Raw genomic sequence first — 18,394 nt, 5'->3', positions numbered from 1 at the left:
TAAACATTATTAAATTTAACAAACTATAATTTATTACTTGTCCTTAATTTTAAAATTTTCATAAAGAAATTTTATATATTCATTTCTTTCTTCTGTTGTTAATTCTCTGCTAAAGGAATTTATCCCATTTTCTTTTCTTTTTTCTCCATCTGTATAAACAGTTATCCACGCTAATAATTTTTGATCATTAAGTGCTTCTAACTCTTCCATTGTAACTTTTATATCATTTCTTTTTTTCTTATGTTTTTTTATATAGTATAAGTCACCATCTACGAAACCATAAGATATTTCTTTTAAGTTATTTAATTTATTGTGATTTTCTAAATAAAATTTCTCTAATCTTGTTTTGAACGATTCAAGGATAATAGTGTAATTTATATCGTTATTAGCAATGAAGTATGGTTTTTCTCTTCCAATTATAAAAGCATCATCATCAAATACTGCTTCTACAGTATAACAATCTTCATCCTCATATAAGTTAAAAAGTAATGTAGAAAATTTTGATGAATTGTTTTCAAGAATTTGATTATACAAATCCTCTAATGTTTCTTTTCTTTCTTTACCTTTAAGCATATTCAATAATCCCATTTTCATCTCTCCATTCTTAATCACTAATTCTAATTTTTTCGATTTTTATTTTTACCATGTGAAACCCTTATATTCCATATATATTTTTTTCAAACAATCTGCCGGTAAAATCACCATACTTCTAAACTATCTTCCACATGAATTCAACAAACTGGAAGTTGTCACTTACACTTAATAGTAAACAAACTATATCCACTTAATACAATATACATGGGAACCACTATATATAATGTTATGTCTGCATATCCATTGAAACTTGAAAAACAGTATGGTAACGCACAAACATTTATAAAAAAATGAATGATAATAGGAATCCATATGTTATTCGACTTCTTATAAACCGTACCAAGAAAAATCCCCATTCCAATCATCCAAATAACTTTACTTACTATTATAATCATTGGTTGATTCATAACTTCTAAAATATGCCCCAATCCAAAAATAACGGACGATAGAACAACAGCAATCAATGTTTGATTTTTGTTATTATAAAATATCTTTTCAATCAGATTTAATAACAGACCTCGTATATATAATTCTTCAACTATCGCCACACCAATATAATATATCACTCCTTCTACAAGAACCTTTATTATTGAAGGATGTTTATCAAATGGTCTTAGACCTACATAAAATGCAACAAATCCAATAAAAGCCACTACAATACCAATAACTCCATATTTCTTCAAGCCATTAACTAATCCCACTTTTGTAAATCCTAATTTCCATTGCGGACATAACTTTTTTAAATATACAAAACTTATGATACCAATAATAATGAAATTCATCATCATTGTAAAGTAATAGGGTTCAATATCTGCAATTTCAACATGAACAAAAAATACACTTGGAATTCCTGTAATTTCCATCAACGCAATTAATATCGTCAATATTGCAATCAACACATTTTGTTTTGCTTTCATAAATCTATCATATCCCCCTACAACTTTTAATTTGTTCTTGACTTCATTATACTTCATTCACCCATGAAAATATAGCACAAATTTTTGAAATATCTCGTCTATAACAACTTTGAAATCGTATAATAGCAGCATTTTGAGGGTAGCTTAAATATCTCTGCAATATATAAGAAACATTCCCATTATATTATTGGACGTTCTGATGCACATGGGAACAGCAGACGAAAAACGGGCATTTACGACCTAACGGATACTCGGTATCTTTCGCTTATGTATATTCTTTTTTTTCTTCGCCATAACAAGTTATTTTCAAGCAAGTAACTCTCGTTTATAAGTCTTGCTACTTTTGGGTTTTTAAATGCAAGAGTACCACTTCACTTTGACTGCCAATACGCATAGGAAATCCCCATGTGCCATAGCCTGAGGAAACAATCATCGGATAAGGTGATGAATACCTTCCATAGATATGTGGAAATGCGATACTGGTAAAAAGATTGTTGGGGAAAATTTGTCCATTATGGGTATGTCCACTAAACTGGATATCCACTAGATGTTCCTCATCGGTTAAAGGACGATGATCCATTAACAAAACAGGTAAGGTGGTTTGCGGTATAATTTGCGATAAAGGTTTTCTTCCGACTTTTTTATCATTACGACCTGTAATGATCAGCTGTTGATCAAAGACAACACTTAGATCCTGTAAGAGTATTACACCGCTTTCTTTCATTTGATTTAAAAAGAATGCCTTTTTGGAAGATAGCTGTTCATGATTTCCTTCAATGTAATATATTGGTATTTGATAAGTTTTTACCAGTTGATAAAGTGCCTCCATATCTTGTACTCTGGTAGATTCATCAAATAAATCACCTCCAATCAGGATGGCGTCCACATGTTTTTCTTTCGCGATATCAAACAACGCTTTTAGTTCTGGCTGTTTCACACTGGTAGATATATGTAAATCACTCACTGCTAGAAAATCAACATCTTTTTGTAAAGCGGGGATCATCTGGATATATTCTTTTATAGAAATCGTTTTTCCTTGATAGATGCCATAACTGCCAGTGATTATAGCTAAGATTAAGGCTATGATAAAGCTTGTTTTATAGGCGAAGCGCTTATGAAAATGTATGTACAAACGTTCAATCAGTGAGGTAATGAATAAGAAGATAACACCTAAAAAAAAGTAGGTACAAAGATATAATATCCCATCAAATAAAAAGGTATTGGTAATTTGATAAAAATGAAAAGAAAAACGAAGGATCATGAGTAGCGATATGATTGTTGCGCATATTAAAAAGATTGCCTTTTTATGTGCATGAGAAAAGCAACGCATACAGAATGTATATAATATATAAAAAATCAACATCATCAAACAAAGACACATGATGAGAAACAAAACCATCATAAAACGACCCCCTTTAGCCTTATCATCATATCATAAAACAAGTAAGTTTCAGCTTACAAATTTGTCATTTCTGGTTAAGAAACACTTTGGAAATCGACATATTTAAATGTATGTAAAATATACAAAAATGAAAATCATGAAAGTGCACGTCATTGGTTGAATTGTATGTCAATGCGTGATATCATACTAATAGTTGAAAATTCAACTAATTGAATAACGAGGAACAAAAACTATGGAAAGTAGCAATTATTTATTGATGAACAATTCAATTCTGTATCGTTGTGCCCAGAAGTTTTATGATAAACAACTGGAGCATTATCAGATAGGTGCAGGACAGATTCTGTTTCTGATCATGATCTATGAAAATGAAGGTATCACAATGCAAAATCTTGCATGTAAAGGTGCATTTGATAAAGGAACGATCACAAAAGGGATACAGAAGCTTGAAGAATTAGGCTATGTAAAAAGTGTTCCCGGCAAAGATGATAAACGTGTTCGCCAGTTATATACAAGCGATAAAACGAAGAATATCATCTCTGAATTATACCTGATCAGAAGACAATGGTGGGAACGTTTAACAAAAAATCTGAGCCAGGAAGAAATTGATTTATTTGAAGAAGTTCAAGCAAAAATCACACAGAACGCAATGCAATATGATGTTGAAGAAGATGAAAACAGTTTAAAAATCTTTGGTATGCAGAAGTTAACACTACTTGATTATCCAGGAAAAATGGCATGTACGATTTTTACAGGGGGATGCAATTTCCGATGCCCATTCTGTCATAATGGCGATCTGGTATTTTTACCAGAAAATATGGCAGAAATGAATGTCGAGGATATTCTATCATTCTTAAAACGTCGTGTTTCTATATTAGAAGGTGTTTGTATCAGTGGTGGAGAACCGCTTCTTCAGGCACAGTTAACGCCGTTTCTAAGAAAAGTGAAAGCACTTGGATATCAGATCAAGCTTGATAGCAATGGCACCAATCCTGATAAGCTGAAAGAGCTTGTGGATGAAGGATTGATTGACTATGTGGCCATGGATATTAAAAACGATCCTGAGCATTATGCAGAAACAGCCGGTATTCATTCTATTGACATGACTCAAATTGAAAAGAGTGTGCAATATTTGATGCAGGGAAACATCCCTTATGAGTTTAGAACGACAATCGTAAAGGAGTACCACACAAAGGAAACAATGGAAGCGATTGGAAAATGGTTAAAGGGAGCAAACGCATATTATCTTCAAAATTTTGAAGATGGCGAATGTGTGATCAAGAAAGGGCTGCATGCCTGTGAAAAAGAAGAATTAGAAACTTTTGCACAGATTGTGAGAGCCTATATACCAAATACAGCGATACGCGGGATATGAAAGGAAGCATGACTATGTACAATGTAATTAAAAGAGATGGAAAAGTTGCAGACTTCAATATTACGAAGATTGCAAGTGCAATCACGAAAGCATTTGAAGCACAGGGAAAACAGTTTCATCCAAGTGTGATCGATATGATGGCACTACGTGTCACAAGTGATTTTGAGCCAAAAATTAAAAATGATAAAATCGCAGTCGAAGATATTCAGGACAGTGTAGAATCTGTATTGATTCAATCTGGATACAGCGATGTTGCGAAAGCATATATTTTATATCGTAAACAGCGTGAAAAAATCCGTAATATGAAGTCTACGATTTTAGATTATAAAGATTTAGTGGACAGCTATGTAAAAGCTACAGACTGGCGTGTAAAAGAAAACTCCACAGTTACTTATTCTGTTGGCGGTTTGATTTTAAATAACTCTGGTGCAATTACCGCAAACTACTGGTTATCTGAAATCTATGATGATGAAGTTGCACAGGCACACAAAAACGGCGATATGCATATCCATGATTTAAGCATGTTAACTGGATATTGTGCAGGCTGGAGTTTAAAACAGCTGATTCAGGAAGGCTTAGGCGGTGTTGTTGGCAAGATTACCAGCAAACCAGCAAGTCATTTGGCTACTTTATGTAATCAGATGGTAAACTTTTTAGGTATCATGCAGAATGAATGGGCTGGTGCACAGGCGTTCTCATCTTTTGATACATATCTTGCGCCATTTGTGAAAGTAGATAATCTAAGTTATGATCAGGTCAAAAAATGCATAGAGTCTTTTGTCTATGGTGTTAATACACCAAGTCGCTGGGGTACACAGGCACCTTTCTCAAATATTACATTAGATTGGACCGTACCTAATGATTTAGCTGAATTAAACTGTATCGTTGGTGGAAAAGAAGTTGACTTTAAATATAAAGATTGTAAAAAAGAAATGGATATGATCAACAAAGCATTCATCGAAATTATGATTGAAGGCGATGCACATGGACGTGGTTTCCAATATCCAATTCCAACATATTCTATTACCAGTGATTTTGACTGGTCAGAAACAGAAAACAACAAACTGTTGTTTGAGATGACTGCAAAATATGGTACTCCTTATTTTTCAAACTATGTAAACAGTGATATGGAGCCAAGTGATGTTCGTAGTATGTGCTGTCGTTTACGTTTAGATCTTCGTGAATTAAGAAGAAAATCTGGTGGTTTCTTTGGTAGTGGTGAAAGCACAGGCAGCGTTGGTGTTGTAACTATCAATATGCCAAGAATTGCCTACTTGTCAGAAAGCAAAGAAGATTTCTATAAACGTTTAGATCATTTGATGGATGTTGCTGCACGTTCCTTGAAGGTAAAACGTAGTGTAATTACAAAACTGTTAGATGAAGGTTTATATCCTTATACAAAACGTTATTTGGGAACCTTTAACAATCACTTCTCTACTTTAGGGTTAATTGGTATGAATGAAGTTGGTTTAAATGCGAAATGGCTGCGTAAAGATCTGACACATACAGAAACACAGGAATTCGCAAAAGAAGTCTTAAATCACATGCGTGAGCGCCTAGTGATTTATCAGGAAGAATACGGTGATTTATATAACCTGGAGGCAACACCTGCAGAATCTACAACATATCGTTTAGCAAAACATGATAAAGAACGTTATCCGGATATTATTACAGCTACAGAAGAAGGCAATACCCCATACTATACCAATAGTTCTCACTTGCCAGTTGGTTATACAGAAGATATCTTTGACGCTTTAGATGTTCAGGATGAGTTACAGACACTTTATACATCAGGTACGGTATTCCATGCCTTCTTAGGTGAAAAGCTTCCAGACTGGAAAGCAGCAGCTTCTTTAGTTCGTAAGATTGCACAGAATTATAAACTGCCTTATTATACATTATCCCCAACATACTCTATTTGTAAGAGCCATGGATATATCAATGGTGAACAATATACCTGCCCAATCTGTGGAGGTAAAACGGAAGTATGGAGCCGTATTACAGGATACTATCGTCCAGTACAGAACTGGAATGAAGGTAAATCCCAGGAATATAAAGAACGTAAAGTATATGATATCGGACATTCTGTATTAAAAGGCAGAGATGCATTAGCTGGAGAACCACAGGTAGAAGATACAAATAAACCAGCAATCAAGGATGGTAAAATTCTGTTATTTACTACCAAGACATGTCCAAACTGCAAGATTGCCACAACATGGTTATCCAATGCCAATATCGCTTATGAAAAGATTGACGCAGAAGAAAATCGTGAATTAACACAAAAGTTTGCTGTCATGCAGGCACCTACACTTGTCGTTGTTAACAATGAAGATTATGAAGTGTATGCCAATGCAAGTAATATTCGTAAATTCATCGATCAGCAAATGTAATCAAAACATAATAAAACCGTGTATCTAATGTGGGATGCACGGTTTTTTTCATCTCTATAACAACTGTTCTAGTCCTTCTTTATCCAATAAGATCAGTGTATGTCCTTCAATACGGAAATAACCTTCCTTTTCCATACGTTTGATTTCCTGATTTAAAGAAGATCGGGATACATGCAATGTATTAGCCCATATCGTTTGTGATTTAGGCAATGGAATACGTTCATTTTGTCCCAGATTATTCATACTGACCAACCAGAAAGCAACACGCTGGGCAATGGTTTGATAATACAAACAGTTCAATAATGCTTGGTTCTTCATTCCCCGTTTGGATATATAAAGCATAAACGCATACATCATATCATGATCTTCTTCCAGCATACGCTCAAAAACAGAAGTTGAAATCCAAGCAACTTCTGTTTTTTTCACAGCCACTAAAGAGTAGGTATATAATTTTTTTCCAGTAAAATAAAGGAACTCAGGAAATACATCATTGTTTTCAAAGTATGCACAGCATACCTCATTTCCATTTACGGTATATTTCTCCGCCTTTAAACACCCATCCACAACAATTCCAAATTCATCTATGGTTGAGCCAATGGGATGAATCACATGTGCTGTTTTATAGGTTTCAAAGCGCAGATATTTTGCATAGGTCTTATGATGCAGACATTGATAAGCAAATGTTGTTTTCAATAGAGTTCCTCCTTACGTTTATTAAGCTAGCGTCTGATCTAAGAAATCACAGACATCATCGTAATCCCGTTCTCCATTGAAACGCTGTACTTCTTTACCACCTTTATATACTGCCACAACAGGAATACCCTGTACATGACAAGCTTCTACGATATCTTTATTTTCATCTACATTGACATAACAGATATGGAAGGCATCATCAAATTCTTCTTTCAATGCTTCTTCCAATACCGGGTGAAGAGCTTTACAGTGAACACAGCGTTCTGCGCCAAATAATACCAATACTGGTTTATCTGTTGCTTTCAATACCTTTTCATTCCAATCAGAAATAGAATTTACTGGTTTAAATACATCTGTATCTACGGTAAATACTTTTTCACGTTTGCTCATATCTTCTTCATCATCTGTCGCAACACATAATGCAACATCTGCATAATATGGAAGTGTGCCTTCTACATCAATGACTTTTTTCGCACCAAATGCGCCAGCACCTGGTACACGATATGTCGTATTATCAATGCGTTCAATTGCTACTTCTGTAGGTTTTGGTTCTTGTGGTACATAGTCGTATGGATAACGGTATGCACGATAGATCATATTATTCTTTGGTCCGGTTTCATTGTGAGTATAATATGGTGAAATCCATTCCCAGACGATTTCATGATCTTTCGTTACTTCTATTATACGACCATCGCTTCCCTCTGTCACTAGGGTATTTCCATTTGGCAAACGCTGAGCGCTTGATACATATGGACTATAGAACTTGCTGGCATCTGTTGGAATGGCATTGCCCAGTTCTTTTGGTGTTAATTTCCATACGATTTCTAATGTAACCGGATTGAATTCCAATACACGGCTGTAGTCACGAAGTGCATTCTTTGAACCATTTTTTGATCCAGGGTTTGGCGTACCATAGCCTCCCCATCCACCATTATCAAATACCAATAAGTTTCCTTCACCAGGCAAGCCTTTTGGAATCATGTGGAAGTGGTGCTGTCCAATAATCCATCCAAGTTTCTTCAATTCTGGAGTTGCGTTGAAATCTGGACCGATTTTCCATACGATCTTACCTGTTTCTTTATCCAAAATTGCCAAGATGTTTGCCTCACGGCAGTCAAAGATGATATTGTCTGGTTTAAAACGAAGATCGCCTTGATCATACCATTTATTTGGTCCTAAATAACTCATACAGTTTACATGCAGATAATCACCGACACCACCATCAGATGAACGCATATTTGGATCACGTGATAAAATATTCAATGCGGCTTCGTCAAATCCTAATTCATCAAAGTGATCAGTAATAGACCATTTCCATAAGATATTGCCTTCCCAGTCAACTTCAATCATGCAATCATCCAATAATTTTTTATCTGAAATTTTTGGATTATGCAATGTCTGATGTACCAGAATTAATGTATTGCCTTCTAATGGTTTCGCGTCCATACCAGGTACATAATATCCAACAGGATTGCCTTCACGCTGATAATCGTGGTGCTGACGAGCCATCCAGCGATGATCTCTGCCTGGGTCATTGATTTCTTCAAATTTATCGAATTCCCATACGATGTTTCCATCATAATCAATTTCAATCAGATTGACACCATCCTGCATACCATAGTCTGGATGACGATATCCACTTAATCCCATGACATATCCACCAGGTAATAATTTTGGTGGCATTGCATGCATATTCCATCTTCTGATTTCATTTCCATTCATGTCAAACAACAATACACCATCATTGATCAATGGTACGATTGTGTACCCATTCCAGCATTTATCTGGATTATAAACTGTAACTCCGTGTGGGAAAACTGTAGGCTGTCCCATAATTCATTCCTCCATTCTTTCCTATTTTTCAATCTTTATTAATTTACCGTTTTCATAATATGCATAAGCAGGTGATGTCGTTAAGCCAATGCGATCAAACAACAATGTCTGGCGTGTAACATCCTGACGAATGATACGGTATTCATCTTTTAACTGTTCTTCCATCTTGCTAAGTGCATCAATTTGTGCTGATTCATATGGATTGTAGAACATGAATACAACTTTACCACTGTCTGGTGTTAAAATCGCATCGATCTGTTTCTTTTCTTTTACATATCGCTCACTTGCTGTTGCGGCGATGGCTCCATCTGCTGCAGATGTAACAACCTGGCGTAAGAAGGTCTGTGTACAATCTCCGATTGCATAAATGCCCGCTACATTGGTTTCTTTCTTTTCATTGACCTCGATATAGCCTTTTTTATCACATGCTACAAGGTCTTTGACAAAATCTGTCTGTGGTACCATTCCTACAAAGAAGAAGATACCATCTGCTTTAACTTCTTCACTTGTATTGGTCACAACGTTTTTAATAACCAATGATTCCACTTCATCTTTACCTTTAATTTCCTGTAACGTGGAGTTCCATACAAATTCGATCTTCGGATTATGGAATGCTGTTTCTGCAGCTACTTCGTTACAATCTAGATGACCTTCTTCATGTAAAACGATAATTGTTACTTTATTCGCAAAGTTGGTCAGATAATCAGCTTCTTCAATCGCCTGATCACCTGCACCTAAGACGTAAATATTTTTACCTTTGAAGAACTCAGCATCACATGTTGCACAATAAGCAACACCATGTCCTGCAAATTCTATTTCTCCTGGAATACCTAAGATTCTAGGCTTTGTGCCCATATCCAGTAATACACAGTTTGCTTCAAAATCGCCACGACGTTTTGTATGAATCAGAAAGTTTCCATTTTCCATTTTTTCAATACTCGTTACAGTTGTACGTTTAAATTCATTGGTTGCATAGCTTTGTGCATGTGCTCTGAATTTCTCCATCAACCCAGCTCCACTATCAGATATCGTACCGGGATAGTTACGGATTTCTCTTGTATCATTGATACGTCCACCATAACTTCCTTTTTCAATTAACAGCGTTTTTCGCTGTGCTCTGCCTGCATAGATTGCTGCTGCTAAACCAGCAGGGCCTCCACCAATAATAATAACATCATACATCTCGTTCATTTTTCACCACTCCTTTGCATGCGCTAAATGTTTCAGATGTCTTGACTTTTCCTTTTTTCTGCCCAGACCACATACCCAGGCAATACATATTACTGTCAAAATCAAACAGTAAGATGAGGAAATAAAGATTTGAAATGGTGTTACAAGCGGCAATATGCTGTTTTTCGCGGCCATTTCCTGTATTACTGTAACAGCACCCATCACGAATGCGGAATTGATTGGAATAATCGCAGTCACATTGGTTGCCATAGCAGTCAAAAGAATACTTCGTCTACTGGCTGGTATATCTGCTTTCTGTCCTACTTCATCCGCTACATCTTTAAACATCAGGATAGAAGGTAGTACACAGCCTGCCAAAAGAATATTTACGATACCAACACCAGCTGCAATGATAGCTTCTGCACCAGTTGCACTTTGAATCAGTTTCCTTGATGATAAGAAATCACAGCATTTACGCATCATACCACCTTCTACTGCAATCTGAATCAGACCATACAGCAGAATCGTCGACAGAATGATATCTGTCATACTGGATACCCCATCAAAGAATACCCCATGTACCTGTTGTGCCTGGCTATCAATCATAATCAAATCCTGTAACTGGAATACACCAGTCACAAGTCCAATAACGATACCAGTTAAAATCCCACCAGATACACCAACAAACAGATCACTTGTTTTAAAGCAGATAATCAGCATAACAAGAATCGGTATCAGCATAAACAAACCTTTTACATTGGATAATGCCTGTGCCTGTGCGATATCTCCATTGCCTCCACCATTTCCTCCAGTTAACAGGAAGATCACAGCTGACAAAATACCTGCTGCCGCAATATAAGGAAGACGTTCTTTCATCGTTTCAAGCAGATCGGCACTTTTATGTGTTTTCGCATCATGCTGGGAAGCAATCGTGGTATGAATGACCTGAGAACTTGGAGATAATGCATCCCCAAAGAAGATACCACTCATCATACTACCGATTAGAATTGCTGGATTTGCGCCCATCATAATCCCTGCGGGATAAAAGATAGGAATGACTGCAAGTAATGCCGCAATCGGTGCACCAGCTCCCATGGATATAATGGAACAGCCAATAAAGCAGAATACTACAAAGCTGCCGCCATGTAATCCAAGATTGGTACTCAGCCAAATAAATCCACCACCGATTCCCCCGGTAACTAAAAGCTTGGAAAAGATTCCAATAACCATGAATATCAGAATCAGTCGCGCATTTCCATACTGGCCAAGCCCTCTAACAACAGAGCACCAGAACTCCCGTTTATTTTTACAAAAGATAAACCCTGTAAAAATAGATAAAACTGCCGCAAGTATTAAAACTTTCATGGAATAACAATGCGTGATAATCATGATGGCACCGCCTAAAATGACGTACAAAACAATCGGCAGGATTGCGAATTCCTGTCTGCCATAAAACTTTAAAATATCTTCATGATCTGTTTTCATTTATTGCACCAGCTCTCTTTTTGACACTCTAATGATAGCACCACTGTTTTTATAAAACTTGTTGGATATCCAACACTTTTGCACATTTTGTGAATAAAATATCAAGTTATTGTGAAAGCGCATACGGACTCATATCAGGAACTGTCCCATTGACCACTTGAACGATTAAAGGAAGCTCCATGGATGTCTTATATTCATTAGAACTCATGAACGTAATCACCTGTGCATCCACATGAACGACTAAAGAAATACGTATCATTGTATTATTGATACCATAGGCCTTTGCCTCAGTTTTTATTTCACCGGTAACATCGTTTAACATCTTCATACGCACCTTGATTCTTGGTCCATGATCATATAAAAGATACGATTTTGTGAAGTATCCTAAAGGAATTTCATATAGAATGCCATCCTCATAAAACACCTCTTTGGTCTTAGGATCCTTTTTGCCATCCTGTGCTGCCAATAAAGATTCATCAATGGTATTTAACGCTGAATACAATATCTGATTCAATCGTTTGGAATCATATTCAATACTGGTCACCTCTTGTGCTTCGTTGCGTTCTACCTTTAATAATTCATCACTTTCATATTCCATATCTGCCAATACCTCCTTTACAATATTATTAATCGCAAAGCCTGTATGCTGTTTAGCGATTGCCTGAAGCTGTGGCTCCACAAAAGCATTAAAGGAATGTACCAGATACCATATTGTAAGGACAATGACCATAATCAAAAGTACCAGCTTGGTTTTTTTTGCTTTTATTTTCTTGATTTTTTTCAAGCTATCCTCTTCTTTCTGTATACACATATCCCTACAGTATATGAAAAAAGGAGATACAAATGTGCATCTCCTAATCAATCATATTATCAAATTTATTAATAGCATCTCCATCAGCAATCAACACGATGTGATCATCTTTTTCAATGGTACATTCAGGTTCCGGACAGACATTTAAGTCCCCAGTCACATGATTTCTAATACCAATGACATTGATACCATATTTTCTTCTTAAATTCAAATCAATCAGTGTTTTTCCTGTCCATTCTTTTGGCGCAGGTATTTCCACAACACTGTATTCACTGTCCAGATCGATGATATCAATGATATTTTTACCAAGAATACCTTTTGCGACCTGTTCGCCCATTTCTTTTTCCGGACGTACAACTTTATTCGCACCAATCTTTGAAAAGATTTGCATATAACGCTTATTTTTTGCTTTCGCCACTATATAAGGAATACCCAGCTCTTTTAAGTTGATGATTGCCATCACACTTTGTTCCAGATGATTTCCCATACTGACGACTGCCACATCACAATCCTGAATACCAGCAGCTCTTAACTGGTCGATATCTGTGATATCACACTGCATTGCTTGCGTTACCACATCTGCCATACGATTGACACATTTCTGGTCAATATCCACAGCAATTACTTCTGCGTTATATTTACTCAGTGTTTTCGCTACTGTGGAACCAAAAATTCCTAGTCCTAACACCGCATACTGACGATTCTGATATTTTTTCATACAAACCTTCCTCTTTTCCTATCCTACGATAATTGTGCCATCCGGATAATTGATCTTATCCTTTGCATCCCCATGATGCCTTGATTTTACCAGCGAAATAATCAACGTAGAAATACCAATTCTACCTACATACATCAACAATATAATAATCACTTTTCCACCAAAATTCAACAAAGATGTTAAACCTAAGGAGCTTCCAACAGTTGCCATCGCACTGACTGCCTCAAAACTTATCATATTAAAGGCTTCCGGCTGTACAATACTTAATAGAAAAATACCCGTTAATAAAGTGACAATATTAATAAAGAATATCCCCATTGCACGAATAATTGTACTATTGGCAATATGCCTTCTCAATACAACGATGTTATCTCTGCCTTTCAGCATATTGATCATATAAATAACTAGCATAGCAAATGTAGTTGTCTTAATACCACCAGCAGTACCACCAGGTGATCCTCCGATAAACATAACAACCATCATCAGCATCTGTGTTCCTGCGGTAATATTCGCATAATTAATGGTTGTAAAGCCCGCTGTACGAAGAGCAATAGACTCAAATGTAGAGGACATTACCTTTTCAGGGAATGTAAATCCTGCCATTGTTTGAGGATTGTTGTATTCTAAAATCAAAATCAAAGCTGATGGAATCGTAATCAACAGCGCAGTAACAACCAAAACAATTTTGGTGTGCAGCGTTAATGACTTATAGAACTTCTTAAATGTGATCGTACGATGGAATAACGTATCCAGTTTATCCCTGACATCAAACCATACCGCAAAACCAAGACCACCTAACACAATCAAAGACATAATTGTGATACAAATCAAAGGATCATGTACATAGCCTTGCAGGCTGGTAGAGCCTAATGTATCAAAACCTGCATTACAGAATGCCGAAACGGATAAAAAAGCCGCTTTCATGATTCCGTCAATTGGTCCATAATCATCAATCATACGAAAACTTAAAATAATCGTACCGATTGCTTCAAAAAATAAAGTATAACGAAGAATGTCCAGCAAAAACTTCTTCATATCAAATACTTTATCCTGATTCAGCATCTCTTTCATAACAATTTTTTCATTTAATGACAAACGATTCTTTAGTATCAGAATCAAAACCGCCATAAATGTCATTAATCCAAGTCCGCCGATCTGAATCAATAATACAATAACCAAATGTCCAAACCAGTTATACTGATCTGCTATCGTTACTGTAGATAAACCGGTCACACAGGTTGCACTTGTTGCTGTAAACAATGCATCAATTGGAGAAAAAAACTGTCCATCACGATTACTGATGGGAAGCATCAGTAAAATCGTACCTGCAAGAATTACAAATAAAAAGCTTGTCGCAATCTTTTGTGCCGGTGAAAGTTTTTTAAAATCCAATACTGTATGAACAAAATTCACCATTTTCATCCTATACCTTCTTACCTTTCATCTATACCCATAATTTATACGCTTTCGAATACATCTTCACGATGTATATACATTTTACACACTTGCTTTGGAATTTACAACCGCTATTATTAAAATAGAGCTCATTTTTGTTAAGATACTGTTAAAATCGTATATAGAATGTATCATCTATATCACAAATTTGTTAGTTACATGTTATTTACATACATATATTCTATCATAAAACTTGTCACAAATGAAAAGAGTACCCATAGTCACATGCTACACGGGTACTCAAAATCTTTTGCATAATATAATAACGATATAACATATCCTACACTTTTATAGCTTATTAGAATTATGCCGACTGTGCTTCATAAAGGAAAGATAAGTTTTCACCTGTTGCTGACTTAATCCTTTATGGTAAGAAAATACCTGATGGTTTCTTTGTCGGATAGAAAACATTTCAAGTAATAATCCAATACTGCATAAAATAAACAACAGGATACGATCACTGTCTTTAATATCATATACAGGAATGGTGATCCATATAGATAACAGAGATGGCAGAATATGCCATATCATAATATATAAAAGGATAAAAAGCTTGATATAATCCACAAGGATCATTCCTGTATCTTGAAAATGGATATTCCATTTTTTTGATATCAAAAGCCATATACCAAATATCACAATACATATAATGCCAATACAGAAAGCAAATCCAAATGCCTGTAGCGAACGCCAAACATCATTTTGAGGAAGAATCGCCTGAATCAAAAACATCATGCTGGCAAAGAAAATCAACGCATAGGCACCATCCATCAAGATCAATGATAAAGAAGATGCCACAAGTTTTCTTTTTGCCAACAGTTTAAACAACCCAATTGTCACAAGGGCGGTAACGATAACACTCATGATATTATAAATCAAGGCATCCATCATGCTGCCTCCCGCATGCTTTTTTGATAAGCATATGCTTCATTTTGTTTCAACCAGATAACCAGTTTGGTTTTCATCAGATAAACATTTGCATTTCCCATTGCTTCAAGACCTGCTTCTTTACGTAGTATCTGTAAGGTATCATTGGTTGTATAATCCAGATAGCCGCAATGTTGAAGGAACAATACACAATCCCGCATATCTTTTCCATCTTCTTTCAAATAGGTATGTAACACCTCTTCTTCACACATCATCGCATACCCTTTTGACTGTAAATATGGAGCCAATGTAAAATTAGATAAAAGAGCATCCATCTTTTGATAAGCGATGATTGGATCATCTGATATCTGCATCATCAAATCAGACAGGATATCTTCTTCTTCAAAACGCAAATCTTTACGTTTATTCGCATATAAAATCGTCTTCTTCGTTTTATTCATGAAGAATGGCATCAAAACGGTTGTCCCATCAACAAAGATTGCCAACAGTAATAGGAACAGCGCTGTAGGAAAGTCCTTGTGAGAAGGATGTAAACGTGCCAATGCGACTAAGTTGATATCTTCAAAATGAAGTGCTTCTTCACTGCGTTTCATGGCAGGTGCATAATACTGTGATTCTGAAGCAATTGTTTCATCAGATAAATCAGTATTTATAAATTTATCTGTTATTTCCCTGGTAATTAATGATTGCATTACTAAAATATCGGATACATTTGTCATATCTGTTTTGCGTGTTGTGACTTGCGCACGCAAGCTGTCATAATCTAAGCATTTTTCACTTTGCAGTTTTTTCTGTAAGGCAAAGCTTCGATAATAGTTACCTAATGTTTCTGGCAGTGCCTTGATATTTAAGGATGAATCAATGGATTTCATATATTGTGCCAGCTGATCATATGCTTGTTTTACTTCCGCATACCCTGTAGAAGGATCATTTAACAGTTTCATTTTTTCTTCCAAAGCTTTTTGTTCAAAAGCTTTATCACGCAACGCATCTAGTTTGATCTGTCCTGGTTTTAACTGTTTGTTTAATTCTGATAACCGATTAATTTGCTGAGTTTCCTTATCAATCATTGTGAGTAAGTTTCCATCTTTCTGTGTAGTATCATAAACAGGATACCCGTTTTCATCATAAGAAATCTTTACAGAAGAATCTAATTGTGATTGATGAGCAGCAAGGCTTTGCTCAATGGAAGAACGCATACTTTCTGCATTGTTTTTAAGGCTTTTGATATCAGAATCAATAGAAGTAATAGAAAACGTATCTCCACTTTGTGTAGATTTGGATAATACATCATTTCTAAGGTTTTCATAGTCTTTATAGAAAGCACTATAATTTTTCCGAATATCAATTTCCGGCGATATTTCCTGATTTACGATACCAGTAAATGAAAAAAACATAGAAGTAAACATAAAATACAACATCATTAATGTACGCCCTGCCGTAAAACGCTGTCGATGTACAATTGCATTTGCTAATACTAACAAGGAGCATTGAATGACCAGCGTGATAAAAACAGCAGCTCCAGGTGCCATTTCCTGAAAATAAAAACTAATACCACGATAGGTTGTCGCAAAGGATACATATTGAAGAAAGATCGTACCAAGTAAAACCACAGTCTGAATAGAAAGATTCACAAAGCTTTGTTTATCCTTCATAAGCGCTTCCTTATATAATTGAATGCCTTCCTTTATACGTTTTGCGGCACTCTCCTGTTTCATTTTTTCCTTTAAACCTTCATCAAATCGTTCATCGATATGCGTAATCAATGTATTACAAGATTTAAATGGCAACAAAAGCAGAGAAAGTAGTTTCAATAAAAAGTTTGTCGCAACTTTTATAAAGTCAAAGCAGAATTGTATAATGGCCAGAAATGGTGCTGATAAGATATATGCAATCTTTTTCATGTATTCCTGTGTTGTTTCCAGAGTTTGTCTGCGTGTTTTCTGATTCCATACGAAATAGGCAAATAGTAAAATCATCAACACGCCAAAAGTCCATAGATATTCCATAAAATATCCCCCTTTCCATGTTCATTATAGTAGAAATATTTTAGGATTCATGAAAGAAATTCTAAAGTATTTCTAAAGGTCGCTTTAAAATTATTAAGATTTCTTCACTATTTTACAATTGCATTATTTATAAAGGATATGTTACGATTAAGATATAAAAAAGGGAGTGATTTTATGCGTTTCATTATTGAAATCGTATGCATTGCGGCAAGCGTCTTCATTCCAATCAGTGGAATTATCTTCAAAAAACTGGATTATAAATTACTAATAATTGCCAGTCTTCTCTTCTGCACAATTGCAATCATCGCAGATATTCATCTAATTCAACACTTCATTACCAACATGGATACAGCTGCTTTAGAGGATGTAAATCCTGTTTCCAGTATTCCTACATCCATATTTGCGCTTTGCCTATTCTCTAATGCTGCTTTGATCATTTCTAAAATCATCAGGCATTATCGTCCCCGCCTATTAAATGCATAACATATAAAAAACCTGCAATATCATGATCCTTACATTGATATCGCAGGTTTTTTATTCTGATTCTATTATTTCTTTTACATTTTTTTCTTCTTTTACTATGTAAAAAGCACTATCTATTGTTTTCATTAGACAATGCTTATCATTCCTATTTATATTTTTCGATAATACAATCAT

At 35.5% G+C, this 18,394-nt stretch carries 15 protein-coding genes; 3 read left to right on the top strand and 12 right to left on the bottom strand.

Annotation, left to right across the window (positions count from 1 at the left end; genetic code table 11):
* Positions 1-33: 33 nt before the first annotated feature.
* The 3 genes from DW114_RS11260 to DW114_RS11250 all read right to left on the bottom strand — a co-directional run bounded on the left by DW114_RS11260 (position 34) and on the right by DW114_RS11250 (position 2,913).
* Positions 34-588, bottom strand: a complete 555-nt coding sequence (locus DW114_RS11260; protein ID WP_117453857.1) for a hypothetical protein — start codon at positions 586-588, stop codon at positions 34-36.
* Positions 589-749: 161 nt separating this feature from the next.
* Positions 750-1,511: a CPBP family intramembrane glutamic endopeptidase gene (locus DW114_RS11255; protein ID WP_158552243.1), complete on the bottom strand. Its 762-nt coding sequence runs from the start codon at positions 1,509-1,511 to the stop codon at positions 750-752.
* Between the two features lie 337 nt (positions 1,512-1,848).
* A complete protein-coding gene (locus DW114_RS11250) occupies positions 1,849-2,913 on the bottom strand; it encodes a metallophosphoesterase (RefSeq protein ID WP_117453855.1) in 1,065 nt (354 codons plus the stop codon).
* 232 nt (positions 2,914-3,145) lie between these two features.
* Here DW114_RS11250 and DW114_RS11245 point away from each other — a divergent pair, with 232 nt between their 5' ends.
* The gene (locus DW114_RS11245) at positions 3,146-4,285 is read left to right on the top strand and encodes an anaerobic ribonucleoside-triphosphate reductase activating protein (RefSeq protein WP_117453854.1); all 1,140 of its coding nucleotides are present in this window, start codon (positions 3,146-3,148) and stop codon (positions 4,283-4,285) included.
* A gap of 14 nt (positions 4,286-4,299) precedes the next feature.
* On the top strand, positions 4,300-6,675 hold the full coding sequence (locus tag DW114_RS11240; protein ID WP_117453853.1) for a ribonucleoside triphosphate reductase: 2,376 nt from the start codon (positions 4,300-4,302) through the stop codon (positions 6,673-6,675).
* 54 nt (positions 6,676-6,729) lie between these two features.
* On the opposite strand, the gene DW114_RS11235 is transcribed toward DW114_RS11240, so the two are convergent.
* The 9 genes from DW114_RS11235 to DW114_RS11195 form a co-directional block, all read right to left on the bottom strand.
* On the bottom strand, positions 6,730-7,368 hold the full coding sequence (locus DW114_RS11235; protein WP_117453852.1) for a Crp/Fnr family transcriptional regulator: 639 nt from the start codon (positions 7,366-7,368) through the stop codon (positions 6,730-6,732).
* A 21-nt stretch (positions 7,369-7,389) separates the two neighbouring features.
* On the bottom strand, positions 7,390-9,201 hold the full coding sequence (locus tag DW114_RS11230; protein WP_117453851.1) for an aryl-sulfate sulfotransferase: 1,812 nt from the start codon (positions 9,199-9,201) through the stop codon (positions 7,390-7,392).
* A gap of 21 nt (positions 9,202-9,222) precedes the next feature.
* Complete coding sequence (locus tag DW114_RS11225) at positions 9,223-10,392, bottom strand: NAD(P)/FAD-dependent oxidoreductase (protein WP_117453850.1); 1,170 nt, start codon at positions 10,390-10,392, stop codon at positions 9,223-9,225.
* A gap of 3 nt (positions 10,393-10,395) precedes the next feature.
* Positions 10,396-11,856: a hypothetical protein gene (locus DW114_RS11220; RefSeq protein ID WP_117453849.1), complete on the bottom strand. Its 1,461-nt coding sequence runs from the start codon at positions 11,854-11,856 to the stop codon at positions 10,396-10,398.
* Positions 11,857-11,962: 106 nt separating this feature from the next.
* On the bottom strand, positions 11,963-12,640 hold the full coding sequence (gene yunB, locus DW114_RS11215; RefSeq protein WP_117453848.1) for a sporulation protein YunB: 678 nt from the start codon (positions 12,638-12,640) through the stop codon (positions 11,963-11,965).
* Positions 12,641-12,710: 70 nt separating this feature from the next.
* On the bottom strand, positions 12,711-13,385 hold the full coding sequence (locus tag DW114_RS11210) for a potassium channel family protein (protein WP_117453847.1): 675 nt from the start codon (positions 13,383-13,385) through the stop codon (positions 12,711-12,713).
* Between the two features lie 18 nt (positions 13,386-13,403).
* A complete protein-coding gene (locus DW114_RS11205; protein WP_233509448.1) occupies positions 13,404-14,807 on the bottom strand; it encodes a TrkH family potassium uptake protein in 1,404 nt (467 codons plus the stop codon).
* A gap of 321 nt (positions 14,808-15,128) precedes the next feature.
* Complete coding sequence (locus DW114_RS11200) at positions 15,129-15,731, bottom strand: hypothetical protein (protein WP_147322628.1); 603 nt, start codon at positions 15,729-15,731, stop codon at positions 15,129-15,131.
* Positions 15,728-17,737 carry a hypothetical protein gene (locus DW114_RS11195; protein WP_117453845.1) on the bottom strand — a complete coding sequence of 670 codons (2,010 nt, stop codon included), beginning with the start codon at positions 17,735-17,737 and terminating at the stop codon, positions 15,728-15,730. Before DW114_RS11195 ends, DW114_RS11200 begins: the two co-directional genes overlap by 4 nt.
* 174 nt (positions 17,738-17,911) lie before the next feature.
* Between DW114_RS11195 and DW114_RS11190 the strand changes: the two genes are divergently transcribed.
* A complete protein-coding gene (locus DW114_RS11190; RefSeq protein WP_117453844.1) occupies positions 17,912-18,220 on the top strand; it encodes a hypothetical protein in 309 nt (102 codons plus the stop codon).
* Positions 18,221-18,394 lie beyond the last annotated feature (174 nt).

The organism is Absiella sp. AM09-50 (assembly GCF_003433845.1).
Classification (GTDB): Bacteria; Bacillota_I; Bacilli_A; order Erysipelotrichales; family Erysipelotrichaceae; genus Hoskinsella; species Hoskinsella hominis.
Note: the sequence above shows the minus strand (reverse complement) of the source record. Positions and strands in the feature narration are given on the sequence as shown.

Excerpts from the sequence above, each read along its gene's own strand:
- DW114_RS11260 (WP_117453857.1), bottom strand. The coding sequence starts at position 588 with ATGGGATTATTGAATATGCTTAAAGGTAAAGAAAGAAAAGAAACATTA.
- DW114_RS11255 (WP_158552243.1), bottom strand. The coding sequence starts at position 1,511 with ATGAAAGCAAAACAAAATGTGTTGATTGCAATATTGACGATATTAATT.
- DW114_RS11250 (WP_117453855.1), bottom strand. The coding sequence starts at position 2,913 with ATGATGGTTTTGTTTCTCATCATGTGTCTTTGTTTGATGATGTTGATT.
- DW114_RS11245 (WP_117453854.1), top strand. The coding sequence starts at position 3,146 with ATGGAAAGTAGCAATTATTTATTGATGAACAATTCAATTCTGTATCGT.
- DW114_RS11240 (WP_117453853.1), top strand. The coding sequence starts at position 4,300 with ATGTACAATGTAATTAAAAGAGATGGAAAAGTTGCAGACTTCAATATT.
- DW114_RS11230 (WP_117453851.1), bottom strand. The coding sequence starts at position 9,201 with ATGGGACAGCCTACAGTTTTCCCACACGGAGTTACAGTTTATAATCCA.
- DW114_RS11225 (WP_117453850.1), bottom strand. The coding sequence starts at position 10,392 with ATGAACGAGATGTATGATGTTATTATTATTGGTGGAGGCCCTGCTGGT.
- DW114_RS11220 (WP_117453849.1), bottom strand. The coding sequence starts at position 11,856 with ATGAAAACAGATCATGAAGATATTTTAAAGTTTTATGGCAGACAGGAA.
- DW114_RS11210 (WP_117453847.1), bottom strand. The coding sequence starts at position 13,385 with ATGAAAAAATATCAGAATCGTCAGTATGCGGTGTTAGGACTAGGAATT.
- DW114_RS11205 (WP_233509448.1), bottom strand. The coding sequence starts at position 14,807 with ATGAAAATGGTGAATTTTGTTCATACAGTATTGGATTTTAAAAAACTT.
- DW114_RS11200 (WP_147322628.1), bottom strand. The coding sequence starts at position 15,731 with ATGATGGATGCCTTGATTTATAATATCATGAGTGTTATCGTTACCGCC.
- DW114_RS11195 (WP_117453845.1), bottom strand. The coding sequence starts at position 17,737 with ATGGAATATCTATGGACTTTTGGCGTGTTGATGATTTTACTATTTGCC.
- DW114_RS11190 (WP_117453844.1), top strand. The coding sequence starts at position 17,912 with ATGCGTTTCATTATTGAAATCGTATGCATTGCGGCAAGCGTCTTCATT.